The organism is Pinisolibacter sp. (assembly GCF_036782435.1).
Lineage (GTDB): Bacteria > Pseudomonadota > Alphaproteobacteria > Rhizobiales > Ancalomicrobiaceae > CALBKH01.
Genome location: NZ_DAIPZB010000021.1, coordinates 1 through 18,833 on the forward strand (window position 1 = coordinate 1; position 18,833 = coordinate 18,833).

Genomic DNA, 18,833 nt, shown 5'->3' on the forward strand with positions numbered 1-18,833 from the left:
ATGGGAACGGCTCCTCTGTGAGCGATAGCGACAACCATCACTCCGGCACACATGATGCCGTAAGAGGGGCCGTCCACCCCATCAGCGGAGGGGAAGGGGATCCATCGGCGTTCCGGCGATACGAGAAGCGAGTGGGTCCCCTTCCCTCGCCTCCGGCTCGCCGGGGACGACGGCAGAGGTCGAGGCGAGGTCGGTGGCGGATCATGGCCATGGCGACCCGCGCAAAGGTCCCCAACACGAGGCGTCGGGTATTTCGTGGTTCGAAATCGGCGCTTCATGGCGAGCGGTACGACGAAGCCGCTCGTCTCGAACCATCGCGCACCACGGCCCGCTTCTCGCCGTTGTTCACCGCCGAAGCCGCTCAGCGGCAGCCGAGGGCCGACTCGGCACGTTTGATGGCGGAGACGTTGGCGCGCTCGATGCGGTTCATCGGCACCGCGCCGTCGCTCGTGTAGCGGCAGCCGTCGTTGCCGAAGGTGGCGATGCCGCGGGCGGTTTTGAAGCAATAGCCGTTCTCCTGGTAGATGCTGTTGCGCATCTGCCAGAGGAACTCGCAGTTCGGCCCCGAGACGAGGTCGCGATAGGAGAAGTAGTCACGGTTCGAGCAGCCGAAGACGTCGTAGCAGGCGGCCGCGGCCGGCACCGCGGAGAGGGCGAGCGCGACGGCGGCGAGGCGCAAAGTCGAATGGGGCACGGGTCATCCTCCTCTTCTGCGAATTTCGTAGATCGACGGCCGGTCATTTCGAGCCGAAACAGATCTTCTCGAAGTTGCCGAGGAACGGCGCGATGCCGGCGCGCGGCGGTAGCGGTTCGAGGGTGAGCTCCACCGTCTCGCTGTTGCCGACCTGCAGGACGACGGGCCCCGGCGCGCTCAGCACCTTCATCAGTTCGGCGCCCAACATCTTCATCGCTCGGGCGTCGGCGTCCTGCTCGACGCGGAAGGTCATCTCACCGTCTTCGGACTGCGCCACCTCGCCGGTGATCGACCATTCGGCGTCGGCGACGGTGAGATGCAACTCGACCTCCTCCCCCGCCGCCATGCCGGGCACGGCCTGAGCGTAGAGGAAGAACTCGTCGACGTCGCGTAGGCAGCCGAAATCGAAGAGCCGCGGTGCGCCGGCTTCGGCGACATAGTGGAGGAAGGCGCGGCGACGCGGATCGGTGACCATCGACCAGCCGGCCGGGTCCTCCGGTTCGGCCACGGCGACGGGCGCAACCGGCAGGATCGTGGCCAGCGTCACGGCGGCGAACAGCAATCCGGCGACTTTCGGGGGCATCGGCCCCTCCCTCGGACACTTGCGTGAGATCATCGACCCGGCCGCGGTGGTCGGGTCAATCGAGGAACGGCAGATTGGCGCAGACCAGCCGACCGGAGCCGGCGTCGATGACGATCCACCCGTCGATCGGGCCGCCGTCGTGGTCCGCGGCGCGCGTCACCACCACGTGGAAGGCCCACACCGGGCTCGCGCCGCCGCCGCAGACGGTGTCGCGGCGCGGGCCGAGCTTGCGTTCGGTGATGTTGGCGGCGACCGCGGCCGCGGTGTCGCCGTAGGGGTCGCCCTTCAGGATCGACACCGCCTTGGCGAGCGCCTGCTTCTCCGAGAGGCCGGCGGCGAGGACCGACGTCGTTCCGGCGAGAAGAGTGGCGAGAAGGAGGAGCGCGAGACGTCGCATGGTCGACCTCCGCTTCGTCGTCGGGGTGCATCCGCCGACGGAAGCGAAGTCTATCAGGATCGACGCCCGCGAGCGTTGCGGTGGCGCAAGTCCGGCCTGCGCCTCGCGTCGCCGTTCCGGTCTCGTCAGGCGGTCAGTTCGAACAACTGACGGCCGATCAGCATGCGGCGGATCTCGCTCGTCCCGGCGCCGATCTCGTAGAGCTTGGCGTCGCGCAGCAGGCGGCCGGTCGGGCTCTCGTTGACGTAGCCCATGCCGCCGAGCAGCTGGATGGCGTCGAGCGCCGCCTTGGTGGCGCGTTCGGCGGCGAAGAGGATGGCGCCGGCTGAATCCTGGCGGGTGGTCCTGCCGGCGTCGCACGACTTGGCGACGGCGTAGACATAGGCGCGCGAGGCGTTGAGTTCGACGTACATGTCGGCGACCTTGGCCTGGACGAGCTGGAAGGTGCCGATCGGCGCGCCGAACTGCTTGCGCTCGTGGACGTAGGGCAGGACGATGTCGAGCGCGGCCTGGGCGATGCCGAGCGGGCCGGCGGCGAGCACGGCGCGCTCGTAGTCGAGGCCGGACATCAGCACGTTGACGCCCTTGTTCACGGTGCCGAGCACGTTCTCCTCGGGCACCTCGCAGTCCTCGAACACCAGTTCGCCGGTCTCCGAGCCGCGCATGCCGAGCTTGTCGAGCTTCTGAGCCACCGAAAAACCCTTGAAGCCCTTCTCGATCAGGAAGGTGGTGATGCCCTTCGGTCCGGCCGAGGGATCGGTCTTGGCGTAGACGATCAGCGTGTCGGCGGAGGGACCGTTGGTGATCCACAGCTTGGTGCCGTTGAGGACCCAGCGGTCGCCTCGTCTCTCGGCCCGCAGCTTCATCGACACGACGTCGGACCCGGCGCCGGGCTCCGACATGGCGAGGCCGCCGAGGTGCTCACCGGAGACCAGCTTGCCGAGATAGCGCTTCTTCTGGTCGTCGTTGCCCCAGCGGCGCAGCTGGTTGATGCAGAGGTTGGAATGGGCGCCGTAGGAGAGGCCGATCGAGCCGGAGGCGCGGGAGATCTCCTCCATGGCGATGCAGTGCTCGAGATAGCCGAGCCCGGCGCCGCCCCACTCCTCCTCGACGGTGATGCCGTGCAGGCCGAGCGCCCCCATCTCCGGCCACAGATGGCGCGGGAACCAATCCTCGCGATCGATCTTGTCGGCGAGCGGCGCGATGTTGTCCTGGGCGTAGCCGCGGGCGGTGTCGCGCAGCATCTCGGCGGTCTCGCCGAGGCCGAAATCGAAGGCGGGCATGGTGTTCGGGATCATCGTTTCCTCCTGGCGACACGGCCCGTTCACGGGCTTCGGCACGTCGGCAAATTTATCTAACGGACGTTCGTTTGTTGTCAATTCGGTCGAAAGACGAGCGGTGCGGCCCATACAGGGCCGAGAAGGGTGCGATCGACAGGTTAGGAGCGCCGAGGAGCCCGTTGCAAGGGCCGGACGCGGACATCGTACGGAGGGCGGGTGAAACGCTCGGCCGGTCGTCCCGGGCTGGAACGCCTTTCCGGAGGGGCCCGGCGACGCGATCCATCGCGGCGGCGGCGAGACACCGCGGCAACGGCGCGACGCGACGGTGAGGGCGAGGCACCGCGGTGAGGGCGAGACGCGGTGGTGACGGCGAGACACCGTCCGGTGCGCCCGGGAGCCGCTCACCTCCTCGGCCGTCGTCCCCGGCCGGAGCCGGCGGAGGGGAAGGGGATCCATCGAAATCTCGACGTGTCGTGCAGCCGATGGGTCCCCTTCCCTCGCCCTGCGGGCTCGCCGGGGACGACGGGGCTCATGGACGGCCGGACGCAAGCGATCATGGAGGCGGCGGAGGGACGCAGGAGCGGGTGCAAAGAGTGAAGCGAATTACCCCGGCGGCGGCTCGAGACCACCAGCGAGAACGGTCACACCAGGATTCCGGCAGGTGGAATTCGCTTCGCTCTTTCCACCCTACGACCGCAACCGCCCCGCCTCACAACATCCCGTACCACCACGTCGCCAACCCCAGCACGGCGAAGAAGCCGACGCAGTCGGTGACGGTGGTGACGAAGACGCCGGAGATCACCGCAGGGTCGCCGCCGGCCTTGTCTATGACCAGCGGGATGCCGACGCCGGCGAGACCCGCGGCGATCAGGTTGGTGACCATCGCGCCGCCGACGACGAGGCCGAGCTGCCACTCGCCGTACCAGGTCGACACCGCGGCGCCGACGATCAGCGCGAAGGCGACGCCGTTGAGGAAGCTCACCATGATCTCGCGGTTGACGAAGCGAGCGACGTTGAGGGAGCCGACCTCGCGCGTGGCGAGCGCGCGCACCGCGACCGTCATGGTCTGGGTGGCGGCATTGCCCCCCTGCCCCGCCACCACCGGCGCCAACGCCGCCAGCGCCACGATCCTGGTGATGGTGTCGGCGAAGAGGCCGATGACGCTCGCCGCCAGGAAGGCCGTGCCGAGATTGACCAGGAGCCACAGGAAGCGGTTGCGGGCGGTGTACCAGACGGTGTCGGAGATCTCTTCGTCGCCGACGCCGGCGAGCGCACGCAGGTCCTCTTCCGCCTCTTCCATGACGACGTCGACGACGTCGTCGGCGGTGACCACGCCGACCAGCCGATCGTTCTCGTCGAGGACCGGCATCGAAATCAGGTCGTAGCGTTCGAACAGGCGCGCGACCTCCTCGCGGTCCTCGTCGACGCGGGCGGTGACGCGCACCTCGTCGACGATGTCGCCGATCGGGATCAGCCGCTTGGAGCGCAGGATCTTGTCGAGCGCCACCGTGCCGACCAGCTTGAAGCTCGGATCGACGACGTGGATCTCGTAGAAGTCGTCCGGCAGGTCCTCGGTCTCGCGGCAATAGTCGATCACCTGCCCCACCGTCCAGAACGGCGGCACGGCGATGAACTCCGTCTGCATCAGACGGCCGGCCGATTCCTCCGGGTAGTCGAGCGAGCGCTCGAGCGCCAGACGCTCGGCGATCGGGAAGGTCTCGAGGATCGCGTCCTGCTTGGCCTCGTCGAGGTCCTCCAGGATGTAGATGGCGTCGTCGGAATCGAGGTCCTTGACGCCCTCGACGACGGTCTCGTGCGGCAGGTCGTCGATGAGCTGGACGCGCACCGTCTCGTCGACGTCGACGAGAACCGAGAATTCGAAATCCTCGCCGAGCAGGCGGACGAGCACCGGGCGCTCGTCGGCGTCGAGCGCCTCGATCAGGTCGGCGACATCGGAATCGTGCAGATCCTCGGCGAGCGCCCTCAGCCGCTCGACGTCCTCCCGCTCGAGCGCTTCGGAGACCGCCGCACGGAATTCGCGCGTCAGATCGCCGTCCTCGTCGCGCACCGGCGGCAGCGCCGGGGGCGGCGGCGGCGGCGGCGGAGCATCGCCGTCCGTCGCCGTGAGCACGGCGATCGGCACCTCCGGCTCGACGCCGGGCGGGGCGATGTCTCTTTCGGTCACGGTGATCTCCCGCCGGGGTCTTTCGCGTCGAAGTCGGGCCGAGATCCGGAGCGGCTTTCGATCCGATCGCGTCGGCTCGAAACCCACTCCGCTTCACTCATGGAGCAAGTTCTTTTCGATCGGGTCGTTTCGACCGGATCGGAACATGCTCTAGCTTCCGCACGGCGAGGAGGCCAGCGGAAAACGACACCTCGCAAGCCTCTGCGGCGAGGATGTGACGCGATGCTCCGATCGGCTCGGCACTCACATGTCGAATTGCGACGTTTCCGGCCACGGATCCGCCACCATGATCACCGAGACTGTGTCTTCGTTAACTCGCCGTTGAGAAAAACGGCCCTAGTTTGGTTAACGACATCTTGCGCCGCCGAGCGGGAATGCGACATTCGTCCGCCTTCGTGGGGGGGACGGGTTTCGCCGTGAGCCGAACGGCGGAGTTCGAGGTTTCACCCGGCGCGGACGTACCGTTCGCGGGGGCGGTATCACGGAAGGCGGGAGCGACGTCTCCTTCGCCCGGTGGAGTTCGACATGCGCCGTTCGTCCCTGCGTCGTTTCACCGTCCTCGGTGCCGGTGCCCTCGTGTTCGCCGTCGCGACGGCCGCCGCGGAGGCTCAGCAGGCGCCGATGCAGCTCGGCGCTCCCGCGCCGAAGCCGGCGGTCGTTCCCCAGGCGCGCCCCGCCGCCGCGTCGTCGGCCGCCGCGGACGTCACCGGCACGGTGAAGAAGCCCCCGGCCAAGCCCGCCACCGCCGCTGCGGCCACCCCGGCCACGGCGAAGACCGCCGGGGCCGCCAAGCCCGCGGCCAAGAAGCTCCCCGCCGCCAAGCCGGCCACGCCCAAGGCCGCGAAGGCGCCGACGCCCAAGCCGGCGAAGCCCGATGCCGCGGCGGCGCGCGCCGCCGCGCTCGCCCGGATGACCGGACAGGTGAAGCCGCCGGAACACCATCACGTTTTCCAGACGGTGGCGCCGACCACCTGCCCCGGCAACCCGGACGCCATCGGCGTGTCGCGGGTCATGAAGGTCGACACCGAAGGCGGCTTCTACGTCGGCCAGACCTATCACACCCGCCTGCCGCTCGAGCCGAAGGAAGTCGTCCTCACCTTCGACGACGGCCCGATGCAGGGCCGCACCGAGCGCGTCCTCGCCGCCCTCGACAAGGAATGCACAAAGGCGTCGTTCTTCATCGTCGGCCAGATGGCCAAGGCCTATCCCGAGACGCTGCGCAAGACCGCGGCGGCCGGCCACACCATCGCCTACCACACCATGACGCACCCGCTGAACATGGTGAAATGGCCGCTCGACAAGGCTCAGGCCAACGTCCGAGACGGCTGGCAGACGGTCGACCAGATCGTCTACGGCAAGGCCGGCGACAAGCCGGCGACGCCGTTCTTCCGCTATCCGGGTCTGTTCAACTCGCGCGCGATGAACGAGTGGTTCAACGGCCTCGACATGGGCGTCTACGCCATCGACGCCGCCGGCAACGACTGGCTCAAGGGCTATCTCTCGATCGCCGACGGCCCGAACGTGATGAACCGGGCGCTGGCCGAGATCGAAGCCCGCCAGGGCGGCATTCTGCTGCTCCACGACATCAAGGATTCGTCGTCGTCGATCGTCGGCCCGCTGCTCAAGGAGTTGAAGAAGCGCGGCTACAGAATCGTCCACATCGTGCCGAAGAACGCCCCGCCGAAGCTCGCCTCCGGCCCGATCGCCGGCGTGATGCCGACCATCGCCGAGACGACGGTGCCGGTCGGCGAGCGCTCGATCGACAATTTCGACGCCGCCAAGCGCCTCGCCCAGGAAGGTGCCGGCCGCACCGGCAAGACCTCGGCCGCCGCCCTGCCCGCCTACGATGCGACCGCCGCCGGAGCCCGCGCCGCCGTCGGCCCCGCGCCGGCGCCGCGCGCCGCGGCCCCTGCTGCGGCACCCGCCCCGGCTCAGGCTCCGGACCGCGTGGTCGCCGACGAACCGACGACCACCGGCAGCGTGCCCGCGGTGGCGCGCCACAAACCCGAGGACGGCTGGTTCTCTTCCACCGCCGCCTCGTTCCGCGGGGTCGCCTCGGTCGTCGGCCTGTGGTGAAGGCGCGCCGCCCTACCATGCCTTCCGACGCCGCCGAGTATCCTTCGGCGGCGTCTTCGTTTCGAGCCTCGTCGGGTGACGCCATGCGCCGCTTCCTCGCCGCTCTCCCCGTCGTCCTCGCTCTCGTGCAGCCGGCACGGGCCGAGACCTGCCCGCAATCCGGCGCGCTCGGGACGTCGCGGGTGATGGAGGTGACGATCCCCGAGGAGGGCCTCTTCGTCGGCACCAAGAGCTATCGCGAGACGCTGCCGCTGGCGCCGAAGGAGGTGGTGCTCACCTTCGACGACGGCCCCGCCGGCGCGACCACCGACCGGGTGCTCGCGGCGCTCGAAGCGCACTGCGTGAAGGCGACCTTCTTCGTCGTCGGGCAGATGGCGCAGGCGCGCCCCGACCAGCTGCGCCGCATCGCCGCGAGCGGGCACACCGTCGCCCACCATTCGATGACCCACGTCATCATGAACACGGTGCCGCACGAGCGCGGCCGTGCCGACATAGAGCGCGGCTGGCGCACGGTCGACCGCATTCTCACCGGTCACGACGGCCCGCGGCCGGCGACACCGTTCTTCCGCTTCCCCGGCTTCGCGCCGACCGAGGCGTTGTCGTCCTGGCTCGTCGAGAGCCACGTCGGCGTCTTCGGCGCCGATTTCTGGGGATCGGATTGGACGAAGATCACCTCCGACGCACTGCTCGCCCAGGTGCTGCATCGTCTGGAGGAGCGCCAAGGCGGCATTCTGCTCCTGCACGACATCCACGCCCACACGGCGGCGATGGTGCCGCGACTCCTCGCCGAGTTGAAGGCGCGCGGTTACCGCATCGTCCACATCGTCCCGGCGAAGGGATGAAGCGATCAACCGAACACATCGTTCGGAAGTGGGTGGTCATCAGGCGAGCATCCCACCAACAGGCGCTTCAGTCCGCCGTTTGCAATCCCGCCACCGGTATCTCGTGTCCCCGATACGGATCAGGTATTCGTATAATATCCGAGCCCCGTACGTCGTCACTCAACATTTCACATTACGTCGACTTGAATATCCCGATCAAATCGACACCTGCCTTCGCAAGAACCATGGCGACAAAAATCAGAATAATCGTATAAAATAGATTGGCCGCCATATTCTTCAAAACGTCGTTCCAGAACTTACCCCGCAAGGCCTCTTTTAATATTCCCGGGGTCGCCGCCTCAATCACCGTTTCAGCATATACCGCAAGAGCCTGCTTGGCACCACTTCTCACCCCATTCAGGCGTGTCGCGGTCCATGTTCTCGTATATTCCTCGATCTCCTCGGAGTTCGGCCGACGCCCCTTGCGCACTCGAAATTCAGTAACCCATTCTCGCTTCGATAATTTATACAATCCGTAAGCGAGCAATCCGTCGATATTCGATTCCGCCTCTCTGTCGTGCCCGACGAGCGTTTCGAACATTTTGTTGTATATCGCGCCACCACTATCGCCAAAGTTGAAATCAGCCTGCTCTTCCTCGGCCATCGGACATCAGCCTTTCTTTCGGCTTTCGGTTATCGACGCGGCCAGTGATTTCCCGGCTTTCTGAACCGCTTCGGCGAACACGTCGCTGTCCATCATGCGGCTCTTGCCCCCGGTCGGCAGCGCCACTTCCTTGAAGACGCCGCCCGCCACCTCCCGAGCAAAACTGCCAACGCTGAAGTTCTTACCACTCTTGGTGGAGTTCGTCATCCTCGCCCGCTCCATTTGCCAGAATCGCCTTCCGAAGCTGGCTCGGCGCGATCTTCGACAAGTTCATCATCTCCTCGTGGGGAACGCAATCGATCGGACCATGGATACGAACATCAGGTTCGTCAGTCCGCGTCGATGAACATACCCGACGAAAAAGCCCCGGTCCGTTTCCGGAACCGGGGCTTTTCGATCTCTTCCGATGGTGCGGCCGATTGGACTCGAACCAACACGGGTCTCCCCACTAGCACCTCAAGCTAGCGCGTCTACCAATTCCGCCACGGCCGCGACCGGAAGGAGATCCGACGACGTCGCCGTCGGACCGGCGCTCATGTAACCCATCGGATTCATGGGATCAAGCACCGAAAGCGGAAAAGCTGTGATGAATTTCGCCGGCTCGCCTCCCCGGCTTCTCGCCGGTCGATGCGGCGTCGCGGAAAGCCGCCGCGAACCGCCCGGCGGCAGTCTTCACAGCGAGCGGACGTTGTCGCGCGGGCGGAAGCCGGGGGCGCGCAGCAGCACCTCGGTGATGGTGATGCCGATGCGGTCGCCGCGCAGCACCACCTGCCCCGTGGCCACCGGAACGTCGTTGGCGAGGATCTGGACGTCGTCGGATTCGCGGGCGTCGAGCTCGATCACCGCACCGCGACCCATGCGCAGCAGCTGGTGGATCGGGATGTGAGTCGTCCCGAGCACCACCGAGATGTCCACGCCGATGTTGTCGAACGGTGTCATGTGCTACTGACCTCGCCGTGCCGGGAGCCGCGCTTCGCGTCGCCCGACCTTGCCAGCACGATGGTTGACGAATGGTAAACGACGCGTCCCGAACCGGCGCAGATCCCGACTTCTCGCGCTCCACCCGCGACGACCTCGCGGAAAACACGCTCTTTCCGGCGCGTGAGGGCTCGGCCCCGGTCGAATGGCTGGTCGAGGACGGCCTCCTCCCCTACCCCGAAGCGGTCGCCGAGATGGAGGACCGGGTGGGGAGAATCGCGCGCGGCGAGGCGGCCGAGCGGGTCTGGCTGGTCGAGCACCCGCCGCTCTACACCGCCGGCACCTCGGCGCAGGCGGCCGACCTGCTCGAGCCGGAGCGATTCCCCGTCTTCCCGACCGGTCGCGGCGGTGAATACACCTACCACGGCCCCGGTCAGCGGGTGGCCTATGTCATGCTCGACCTCACCCGCCGCCGCCAGGACGTCCGCGCCTTCGTCGCGGCGCTGGAGCAATGGGTGATCGCGACGCTGTGGGCCCATCACGTCCGCGGCGAGCGGCGCGAGGACCGAGTCGGCGTGTGGGTGCGCCGTCCGGAGAAGCCTCAAATTGCGCCGGGCGTGCCGGCCGAGGACAAGATCGCCGCCATCGGCATCCGGGTGCGCCGCTGGGTGACCTTCCACGGCCTCGCCCTCAACGTCGAGCCCGACCTCTCCCACTTCGGCGGCATCGTGCCCTGCGGCATCCATGGCCACGGCGTCACCTCGCTCGTCGACCTCGGCCTGCCGGTGACGATGAGCGATGTCGACGTGGTGATGAAGCGGGAGTTCGAGGCGATCTTCGGCCCGACGGTGGCGGTGTTCGCCCGCTGAGGCGGTTCGTCGTGTCGCCTCAGACGCTCGGGCGGATCTGGAAGCCGGGAAGCGGCGCCTCGCTCTCCTCGTGGCGCTCCAGCACCTCGACGCGGGCGTGATCGGGGCCGCGCCGACAGCGCGAAATCATGTCGTCGACCACCGCGGCCGGCCCGGCGAAAAGCGCCTCGACCGATCCGTCGCGCCGATTGCGCACCCAGCCCGACAGGCCGAGCGATCGTGCGGTCCGCTCGATCCAGGCGCGGAAACCCACGCCCTGGACACGGCCGGAGAGCACCACCCTGTAGACGACCACCGCAAGAACTCCCCCCGGACACCTTGCCGGTCGGTCATTGATAATCGGGGAGCGCCGCTTCGCGATACACGTGGAAACCCGGAGGCGTGCCCGATTTCGAAGCATCGCACGCGCGCCCGATCGAGCCGGGAGCCGCCGAAACGGCGACGGGCGCCCGAAGGCGCCCGTCGCTCGACCGGGACCGAGGATCGAGATCGATCACTCGAATTCGATGATCACCGCGTCGACGGCGAGGCTGTCGCCCGGCTCGGCCTTGATCGCCTTGACCTTGGCGTCGCGTTCGGCGCGCAGCACGTTCTGCATCTTCATCGCCTCGACCACCGCCAGGGTGGCGCCGGCCTTGATCTCCTCGCCCTCGGCGACGTCGATCGAGATGACCAGGCCCGGCATCGGGCAGAGCAGGTACTTGGAGGTGTCCGGCGGCGCCTTGAACGGCATCAGCGCGTCGAGCGCCGCGGTGCGCGGGGTGAAGACCTTGGCGATCGAGGTGGCGCCGCGATAGCGCAGCTCCCAGCCGCCGACGATCGGGCGCACCTGAACGGTGATCGCGGAGGTGCCGATCTCGCCGGCCCACAGCAGATCGCCCGGCTGGAAGCGGGTCGAGACCGTCGCCGGCTCGACATCGCCCTCGAACAGCACCTCGAACTCGAGCGGCATGCCGACGAAGCCCGAGGGCACGGTGACCGGCACGTATTCGCCGTCGACCTTGACCACCCATTCCTCGCGCAGGATGCCGCTGTGCGGCCTGAGGCGGCCCGGCAGGTCGTCGAGGCGGTCCTTGCGCAGCATCTCCATCGACAGCGCGACGGAGGCGAGCAGCTTGCGATCCTCGGCGTGCGGCACGTTGCCGGTGAAGCCGTCCGGATACTCCTCCTTGATGAAGCCGGTGGAGAGCTTGCCGCTCTTCCAGCGCTCGTGGCCCATCAGCGAGGTCAGGAAGGGGATGTTGTGCTGGATGCCGTCGATGACGAAGGCGTCGAGCGCGTCGGCCTGGGCCTCGATCGCCTCGAGGCGGGTGGGCGCATGGGTGACGAGCTTGGCGATCATCGGGTCGTAGTACATCGAGATCTCGCCGCCCTCGACGACGCCGGTGTCGTTGCGCACCGTGATGTCGCCGTCGGTGCCCTCCTCCGGCGGCCGGTAGCGGGTGAGGCGACCGATCGAGGGAAGGAAGTTGCGGAACGGATCTTCGGCGTAGATGCGGCTCTCGACCGCCCAGCCGGAGAGCTTCACGTCGGCCTGGGACATGGCGAGCTTCTCGCCGTAGGCGACGCGGATCATCTGCTCGACGAGATCGACGCCGGTGATCAGCTCGGTGACCGGATGCTCGACCTGGAGACGGGTGTTCATCTCCAGGAAGTAGAAGTTCTTGTTCTGGTCGGCGACGAACTCGACGGTGCCGGCCGAGTCGTAGTCGACGGCCTTGGCCAGCGCCACGGCCTGCTCGCCCATCTTCTTCCGCGTCGCCTCGTCGAGCAGCGGCGACGGCGCCTCTTCGATGACCTTCTGGTTACGGCGCTGGATCGAGCACTCGCGCTCGCCGAGATAGATGACGTTGCCGTGCTTGTCGCCCAGCACCTGGATCTCGATGTGGCGCGGGTCGACGATGAACTTCTCGACGAAGACACGGTCGTCGCCGAAGGAGGCGGCCGCCTCGTTCTTGGAGAGGGTGAAGCCCTCGCGGCACTCGGCGTCGTTCCAGGCGATGCGCATGCCCTTGCCGCCGCCGCCGGCCGAGGCCTTGATCATGACCGGATAGCCGATCTCGTTGGCGATCTCGACGGCGTGCTCGGCGTCCTCGATCACCCCGAGGAAGCCCGGGACGGTCGAGACCCTGGCGGCGTTGGCGAACTTCTTGGACTCGATCTTGTCGCCCATCGCCTCGATGGCGCGCGGGTTCGGCCCGATGAAGACGATGCCGTTGTCCTTCAGCGCCTGACAGAAGGAGGCGCGCTCGGAGAGGAAGCCGTAGCCGGGGTGCACCGCCTCGGCGCCGGTCGCCTTGCAGGCCTCGATGATCTTGTCGGCGAGCAGGTAGGACTGGGCGGCCTGGGGCGGGCCGATGTGGACGGCCTCGTCGGCCATCTCGACATGCACCGCGTCACGGTCGGCGTCGGAATAGACCGCCACCGTCGCGATACCCATCTTGCGGGCGGTCTTGATGACGCGGCAGGCGATCTCGCCACGGTTGGCGATGAGGATCTTCTTGAACATGGATTGGCCACCGATCCCGGACAGACGAATTCGACGGCGTGGTTCTTAGGCGGTTCCGCGAGGGACCGCAACCAAGTCTAAAGGCGATCCGAGAAACGGACCCCGTCCGAAGAGCCGGAGCCGGTCGATTCGAAGCTCCGCCTCGCCTCCCGGTGGCTCAGCGGCACAGTTTCATCCGGCGCGTCAGCACGATCCGGGCGCGGTCGTCGCGTTCGCGCACCGTCATCGGCACCCGGCTCTCCATGGTGATGGTGCAGCCATCGTTGCCGAAGCGTTTCACCGCCCGCGGGTCGGTGAAACAGAAGCCGTGGCGTTTCAGGATGAGGTTCTCGGCGTACCAGAGGCGAGAGCAGCTCATGGCCGAATAGTCCTCGGCCCCGGCCGGGACGACGGCCACGACCATGGCCGCGGCGGCGAGCGTGGTGCGAATCGACATCGGCTGGCCCTCCTCGACCTCCCAGCATGGTCGCGATGAGGGCGAGGAAATGGCGATCGGGGCTCTCTCGACGCACCGCGTCCCCCGCCGGAGCGGGGGCCGCCATGGACAGTGCGATCATCGGCCCGCCGAGCGTTCGCCGACGGGCGGTGACCGCGGTCACTTGGCCGGCGTGGTGATCGCCGGAGGCTTGATCTGAACGTCGATCTTCTCGGCGTGACCGACGCCGCCACCGATGAAGAACCAACCCAGCCCCACGACGATCAGGGCGCCGATGAGAACACCGAGGATACCGGAAGCGCCACCAGAGTTTTCGGACATGGTACGATCTCCTTTTCGACGAATGTCGTGAGAAGAACGCCGCCGATCGAAAAGAGTTCCCGTCACCACGAAAATGCGAAGACCGCGGCCCTTGCGAGCCGCGGTCCGAAGGTCCACCGGACGAAGAAGCCTCACAACGGAATGTTGTCGTGCTTCTTCCAGGGGTTCTCGAGGTGCTTGTTGCGCAAGAGGCGGAGCGCCCGGGCGATGCGCGAACGGGTGGCGTGCGGCTTGATCACGTCGTCGATGTAGCCGCGCTCTGCCGCCACGAACGGGTTGGCGAAGCGGCGCTGATACTCGGCGGTGCGCGCCGCGATCTTCTCCGGGTCGCCCAGTTCGGAGCGGTAGAGGATCTCGACCGCGCCCTTGGCGCCCATCACCGCGATCTCGGCGGTCGGCCAAGCGTAGTTGAAGTCGCCGCGCAGGTGCTTGGACGACATGACGTCATAGGCGCCGCCGTAGGCCTTGCGGGTGATGACGGTGATCTTCGGCACGGTCGCTTCGGCATAGGCGAAGAGCAGCTTGGCGCCGTGCTTGATCAGGCCGCCGTATTCCTGCGCGGTGCCGGGCAGGAAGCCGGGCACGTCGACGTAGGTGACGATCGGGATGTTGAAGCAGTCGCAGAAACGGACGAACCGCGCCGCCTTCTTGGAGGCGTCGATGTCGAGCACGCCGGCCAGCACCATCGGCTGGTTGGCGACGATGCCGACGGTGCGGCCCTCGATGCGGGCGAAACCGACGACGATGTTCTTGGCGTGGTTCTGCTGGATCTCGAAGAAGTCGCCCTCGTCGACCGTCTTCAGGATCAGCTCCTTCATGTCGTAGGGCTTGTTCGGGTTCTCCGGGATCAGGCTGTCGAGCGACAGCTCGACCCGGTTCGCGTCGTCGGAGGTCGCGAGTTCCGGCAGGTCCGCCTTGTTGTTCACCGGCAGGAAGTCGATCAGCCGGCGCATCTGGAGGAGCGCCTCGACGTCGTTCTCGAACGAGCCGTCGGAGACCGAAGACTTGGTGGTGTGGATCGAGGCGCCGCCGAGTTCCTCGGAGGTGACGATCTCGTTGGTCACCGTCTTCACCACGTCCGGGCCGGTCACGAACATGTAGCTCGTGTCGCGCACCATGAAGATGAAGTCGGTCATGGCGGGCGAGTAGACGTCGCCGCCGGCGCAGGGGCCCATGATCACCGAGATCTGCGGGATGACGCCGGAGGCCAGCACGTTGCGCTGAAACACCTCGCCGTAGCCGCCGAGGGCCGCGACGCCTTCCTGGATGCGGGCGCCGCCGGCGTCGAACAGGCCGATGATCGGCGCGCGATTGCGCAGCGCCATCTCCTGCAGCTTGACGATCTTCGCCGCGTGGGTCTCGGACAGCGAGCCGCCGAACACGGTGAAGTCCTTGGCGAAGACGTAGACGGTGCGGCCGTTGATGGTGCCGGAGCCGATGATGACGCCGTCACCGGGGAACTTGGTGTCCCCCATGCCGAAGTCGGAGCAGCGATGCTCGACGTAGATGTCGATCTCCTCGAAGGAGTGCTCGTCGAGGAACACGTCGATGCGCTCGCGGGCGGTGAGCTTGCCACGCTTGTGCTGAGCGTCGATGCGCTTCTCGCCACCACCGCGCCAGGCTTCCTTGCGACGGCGTTCGAGTTCCGCGAGAATTTCCTTCATGGGACCGGCCCCGTTCTTTCGTGAGATCGGGGGCGGTGATTATCACGCCCCGCCCCCCCGGCATAGTGCCCCTAACGTCGGATCCCCATCGGCGGCCTCACGCGAAGTCGCCGGCTCGTCGACCGGCGACGATCCGTCCTCGGGCGAGAACTCGTCGGTCGTCTCGGCCGTGTTCGCCCCATCCTCTCAGGAGTCGGGGCCTCCGGCAAACCCGGCTCGGCTCAGGCCCGCAGGTCGGCTCTCCGCAGAGGCAAGACTTCGTGGAACTTGCCGCTCGCGGTGAATTCGAGCGGGGACCGGCTTTCTCGCACCGAGACGTGCTCCAGGCCGTGATCGCGAAACACGCGTTTCACCGACTCGACGACCTCTCGCAAGGCATCCCCGACCGCCATCCCGGCCGCCGGTTCCATCCGCACTTCGAAATCACCGTCGCCGATCTGGACCAATTGAACGCGCCGGGCGCGCTCGTGCTCGAGATCGAAAACGAGCGGCGACAACGTCACCTCGCCGACACGGACGAGCGTCGCTTCGCGCCCCTCCACCCGAAAACTGCGGAACGGCGACCCACAGGGGCACGGGTCCGTGTGGAAGCGAACACGGTCGCCGAGGTCATATCGGATGAAGGGTTGAACGTCGTTGGCGAGCACCGTCAGCAACACGGTGTCCGACTGCGTGCCGTCGGGAACGGGCCGCATCGCTTCGTCGACCGCTTCCAGGACGACCCAGTCTTCATTCAGGTGCTTCCGTCCGCAACTGCATTCGAACGACAGCGCCAGGCACTCGGTGCAGCCATAGGGGTCCTGAATGCCGTATCGCAACGAGGGGAAGGCCCGTCGAGCACGCGCGCGCAGATGGTCCGTGAGCGTCTCGCCTCCTGTCGAGAAGAGCGCCGGCTCGATCCGGAGCCGCCCGACCTCCTTCTCCTTGACGAGGATGGCCAGCATGCTCGGGTAGGTCACGATCCAGGCGGCCTTCCGGATCGCGTTCAGTCTTTCGACGAGCCGATCGATCGGCTGATCGGCCTCGACGAAGGTCACGCCGAAGCTGCTCGCCAATCTCGGATTCAGCCTCCGCATCAGCTTGTTGAACCCACTCCCGGCGAAATGGCCGTTCCCGCCGGTGATCGTCACCCTCGCGCCGAGTTTGCGGATATCCCGGACGAGCTTCCACCGGTGTCGATCGAAGCGTGCCATCTGGATCCCATAGGCATACTCGACGAACGACGAGGGCAGCACGATCACCGCCGGCTCGCCCGATGTCCCGGAGGTCTGGAAAACGGCGACATCGTCGATCGGCACGCCGATCTTGCCGATGTCCCGGAGATGCTCGCGGGCCCTTTCGAGGGGAAGGGTACGGATCGTGAGCCAATCGTCGAAATCCCGCATGAGATCGGGTTTGCGGGTCACCGGCAAATCACGCAGTTCGACTTCGCCCGATGGCGGTAAACCGGCGTAGAGCCTGTGGAACAGCGGGGAGTCGCGTCGCGCCTTTTCCACGAGACGCCGCAGGTTGCGGAGTTGCTTCGCCTCGACACGTTTCCGTCCGCCCCAGGCGGTCCAGAGGCCGCCGGCGAAGTATCCCAGTGCGCTGAGAAGACTGAAACGCATATCCGTCGGCGATATCCGTTCTTCGTGTCCGTCGTGGAAAACTCCGTCGACCGGAGACTACACCAAGTCGCTCCGTTTCGATCGACCCGTGTCAAACCGCGTAGGCGCGCCGGTTCACGGCCATGTAACGTTACGCCGAAGCGGGCATGAATGCAGCGACACCGAACGTCGCTTCGTCGGCCGAGCCGACATCATCTGAAGGGCGTTCATGAACACACCGCCCGGGCTTCCGCCACGGGCAGGCAGGCGTCTCGGCAGCCGGCCGACCGCCCGCTCACACGCCCATGAAGGCGGCGGCGGCGTCGAACTCGATGCGGCGAAAGCCGAGCCGCATCTCGGCTTCCGGATCGCGACCCCACAGCTCGGCGTTCCAATTCTCGTCGAGATGGGCGAGCGCCCAGGCCGTGTCGCGGTCGAGGCGCCCCTCGGCGAGGGCCAGCGCCACGACGAACGAGCCGGTCAGCGTCGTCGCGGTGTGGAAGCCGGCGAGCCGCCACGAGTCCCAGGTGGTCAGCACGCCGCGCAGGGTCGCCAGCGCCTCGCCGTCCTGGCCGACATGGACGATGCCTTCGGCCACGAGCAGGCGGGCGCCGTAGGTGTCCTCGACCCAGTCGAGCAGCGGGTCCCAGCCGGCGGTCTGACGCTCCACCAGCCGCTCCGGCGCGTCGGCGCGATAGCACACGAGGTCGGTCGCGGCATATTTCGCCGCGTCGTCGGCGACCTCGTCGAAGCGTTGCGTCACCCCGTCGATCACCGAATTGGCGAGCCGGGTGAGCGGCATGGTGCCGGGATCGACATGGGTGTCCTGCGCCCGCCATTCCGCCGCGATCGCCTCGGCGAGATCGGCGCGCGGCAGCACCAGTTCGCGCTTGCCCGGCGTCTTCACCGGCCGACCGTCGAGCAGCACGCGCGACCCGCCGCCGGCGACCGGCTCGATCGCGACCTCCTTCCAGAAGCGCTTCGGCAGATCCTTGCGCATCGCGGCGCGCGTCCGCGAAATCGGATCTGGATCGAAATCAGGCTGCTCGACCGGGGTGGAGGGGTCGTACCAGAGGAGATCACGCATCGGTCGTCACCAGTCGAAGAGATCGTCGAGAGTGGGCATCAGCCGGTCCCAATGGGGAAGGACGGCGGCCGCCCCGGCCCGCGTCAGCGCGGCCTCCGCATGATAGCCCCAGGAGACGCCGATCGCCGCGATCCCCGCGGCTCCGGCCATCTCGACGTCATAGGTGGTGTCGCCGACGATCACGGCCCTGTCCGGCGTCACCCCGGTTTCGGCGAGCGCGACGTGGATCATCCCCGGATGCGGCTTCGACGGGTTGCCGTCCGCCGTCTGGAGGGTGGCGAAACGGCCGTGGAGCCCGTGCAGATCGAGGATCGCCCGAACGCCGCGCATCGACTTGCCCGTCGCCAGGCCGAGAATCACGTCGTCGCGAGCGGAGAGCGCATCGAGCGCCTCGCGGGCGCCGGGATAGAGCGGCTCCTGGTGATCGGACGAAGTCCTGAGGTCGAAGAAGGCGTCCTTGTAGGCGGCGGAGAGATCGCGCGCGTCGTCGTCGATCTCCGGCCTGCCGAGGAGCCGCGCCATCGCCACGTCGAGCGACAGGCCGACGACGCCGAGCGTGTCGGCGCGCGAGGGGACCGGCCGGCCGCGCGCCGCGAAAGCGCGGCCCATGGCGGCGGTGATCATGTGTTGGCTGTCGATCAGCGTGCCGTCGACGTCGAAGAGCACGAGGTACAAGGCATGTCCCCTGGTGGAGCGAGGCGGCTCGATAGCACGGATCGCCGTCGGGGTCAGCCGAAACGACG

Annotated in this window: 19 protein-coding genes and 1 tRNA gene; 3 read left to right on the top strand and 17 right to left on the bottom strand. The window is 67.3% G+C overall.

What is annotated here, in order from left to right:
• Positions 1 to 361 precede the first annotated feature (361 nt).
• The 5 genes from V7Q42_RS10700 to mgtE form a co-directional block, all read right to left on the bottom strand.
• Positions 362 to 694, bottom strand: coding sequence for a YARHG domain-containing protein (locus V7Q42_RS10700; RefSeq protein ID WP_333824037.1), 333 nt, complete (start codon positions 692 to 694; stop codon positions 362 to 364).
• Between the two features lie 43 nt (positions 695 to 737).
• Positions 738 to 1,277, bottom strand: a complete 540-nt coding sequence (locus tag V7Q42_RS10705; protein WP_333824038.1) for a hypothetical protein — start codon at positions 1,275 to 1,277, stop codon at positions 738 to 740.
• Between the two features lie 55 nt (positions 1,278 to 1,332).
• On the bottom strand, positions 1,333 to 1,674 hold the full coding sequence (locus tag V7Q42_RS10710; RefSeq protein ID WP_333824039.1) for a hypothetical protein: 342 nt from the start codon (positions 1,672 to 1,674) through the stop codon (positions 1,333 to 1,335).
• A 125-nt stretch (positions 1,675 to 1,799) separates the two neighbouring features.
• Positions 1,800 to 2,972: an isovaleryl-CoA dehydrogenase gene (locus V7Q42_RS10715; RefSeq protein WP_333824040.1), complete on the bottom strand. Its 1,173-nt coding sequence runs from the start codon at positions 2,970 to 2,972 to the stop codon at positions 1,800 to 1,802.
• 691 nt (positions 2,973 to 3,663) lie between these two features.
• Positions 3,664 to 5,085 (bottom strand): magnesium transporter, encoded by a 1,422-nt coding sequence (mgtE, locus tag V7Q42_RS10720; RefSeq protein WP_442958187.1) that lies wholly within the window; start codon positions 5,083 to 5,085, stop codon positions 3,664 to 3,666.
• A gap of 579 nt (positions 5,086 to 5,664) precedes the next feature.
• Between mgtE and V7Q42_RS10725 the strand changes: the two genes are divergently transcribed.
• Both V7Q42_RS10725 and V7Q42_RS10730 read left to right on the top strand, forming a co-directional pair.
• On the top strand, positions 5,665 to 7,215 hold the full coding sequence (locus V7Q42_RS10725; RefSeq protein ID WP_333824041.1) for a polysaccharide deacetylase family protein: 1,551 nt from the start codon (positions 5,665 to 5,667) through the stop codon (positions 7,213 to 7,215).
• Positions 7,216 to 7,298: 83 nt separating this feature from the next.
• Complete coding sequence (locus V7Q42_RS10730; RefSeq protein ID WP_333824042.1) at positions 7,299 to 8,057, top strand: polysaccharide deacetylase family protein; 759 nt, start codon at positions 7,299 to 7,301, stop codon at positions 8,055 to 8,057.
• A 172-nt stretch (positions 8,058 to 8,229) separates the two neighbouring features.
• Here the strand turns inward: V7Q42_RS10730 and V7Q42_RS10735 are convergent, their stop codons facing one another.
• The 4 genes from V7Q42_RS10735 to V7Q42_RS10750 all read right to left on the bottom strand — a co-directional run bounded on the left by V7Q42_RS10735 (position 8,230) and on the right by V7Q42_RS10750 (position 9,639).
• A complete protein-coding gene (locus tag V7Q42_RS10735; protein ID WP_333824043.1) occupies positions 8,230 to 8,700 on the bottom strand; it encodes a hypothetical protein in 471 nt (156 codons plus the stop codon).
• 6 nt (positions 8,701 to 8,706) lie between these two features.
• Positions 8,707 to 8,907, bottom strand: a complete 201-nt coding sequence (locus V7Q42_RS10740) for a hypothetical protein (RefSeq protein WP_333824045.1) — start codon at positions 8,905 to 8,907, stop codon at positions 8,707 to 8,709.
• A 200-nt stretch (positions 8,908 to 9,107) separates the two neighbouring features.
• A tRNA-Leu gene (locus V7Q42_RS10745) sits at positions 9,108 to 9,192 on the bottom strand.
• A gap of 180 nt (positions 9,193 to 9,372) precedes the next feature.
• Entirely contained in the window at positions 9,373 to 9,639 is a 267-nt protein-coding gene (locus tag V7Q42_RS10750; RefSeq protein WP_333824046.1) for a FliM/FliN family flagellar motor switch protein, read from the bottom strand.
• Between the two features lie 71 nt (positions 9,640 to 9,710).
• On the opposite strand from V7Q42_RS10750, the gene lipB reads away from it, so the two are divergent.
• Entirely contained in the window at positions 9,711 to 10,487 is a 777-nt protein-coding gene (lipB, locus tag V7Q42_RS10755) for a lipoyl(octanoyl) transferase LipB (protein ID WP_333824048.1), read from the top strand.
• Positions 10,488 to 10,506: 19 nt separating this feature from the next.
• Here the strand turns inward: lipB and V7Q42_RS10760 are convergent, their stop codons facing one another.
• The 8 genes from V7Q42_RS10760 to V7Q42_RS10795 form a co-directional block, all read right to left on the bottom strand.
• Positions 10,507 to 10,782 carry an acylphosphatase gene (locus V7Q42_RS10760; protein ID WP_333824050.1) on the bottom strand — a complete coding sequence of 92 codons (276 nt, stop codon included), beginning with the start codon at positions 10,780 to 10,782 and terminating at the stop codon, positions 10,507 to 10,509.
• 198 nt (positions 10,783 to 10,980) lie between these two features.
• Positions 10,981 to 12,996, bottom strand: a complete 2,016-nt coding sequence (locus V7Q42_RS10765; protein ID WP_333824051.1) for an acetyl/propionyl/methylcrotonyl-CoA carboxylase subunit alpha — start codon at positions 12,994 to 12,996, stop codon at positions 10,981 to 10,983.
• 157 nt (positions 12,997 to 13,153) lie between these two features.
• Positions 13,154 to 13,432 carry a YARHG domain-containing protein gene (locus V7Q42_RS10770; RefSeq protein ID WP_333824052.1) on the bottom strand — a complete coding sequence of 93 codons (279 nt, stop codon included), beginning with the start codon at positions 13,430 to 13,432 and terminating at the stop codon, positions 13,154 to 13,156.
• Between the two features lie 159 nt (positions 13,433 to 13,591).
• Positions 13,592 to 13,753 carry a hypothetical protein gene (locus V7Q42_RS10775; RefSeq protein ID WP_333824053.1) on the bottom strand — a complete coding sequence of 54 codons (162 nt, stop codon included), beginning with the start codon at positions 13,751 to 13,753 and terminating at the stop codon, positions 13,592 to 13,594.
• A gap of 131 nt (positions 13,754 to 13,884) precedes the next feature.
• Entirely contained in the window at positions 13,885 to 15,417 is a 1,533-nt protein-coding gene (locus V7Q42_RS10780) for an acyl-CoA carboxylase subunit beta (RefSeq protein ID WP_333824054.1), read from the bottom strand.
• A gap of 221 nt (positions 15,418 to 15,638) precedes the next feature.
• On the bottom strand, positions 15,639 to 17,024 hold the full coding sequence (locus V7Q42_RS10785) for a phenylacetate--CoA ligase family protein (RefSeq protein ID WP_333824055.1): 1,386 nt from the start codon (positions 17,022 to 17,024) through the stop codon (positions 15,639 to 15,641).
• A gap of 274 nt (positions 17,025 to 17,298) precedes the next feature.
• Positions 17,299 to 18,090, bottom strand: coding sequence for an ATP12 family chaperone protein (locus tag V7Q42_RS10790; protein ID WP_333824056.1), 792 nt, complete (start codon positions 18,088 to 18,090; stop codon positions 17,299 to 17,301).
• Positions 18,091 to 18,096: 6 nt separating this feature from the next.
• The gene (locus V7Q42_RS10795) at positions 18,097 to 18,756 is read right to left on the bottom strand and encodes an HAD-IA family hydrolase (protein ID WP_333824123.1); all 660 of its coding nucleotides are present in this window, start codon (positions 18,754 to 18,756) and stop codon (positions 18,097 to 18,099) included.
• Positions 18,757 to 18,833 lie beyond the last annotated feature (77 nt).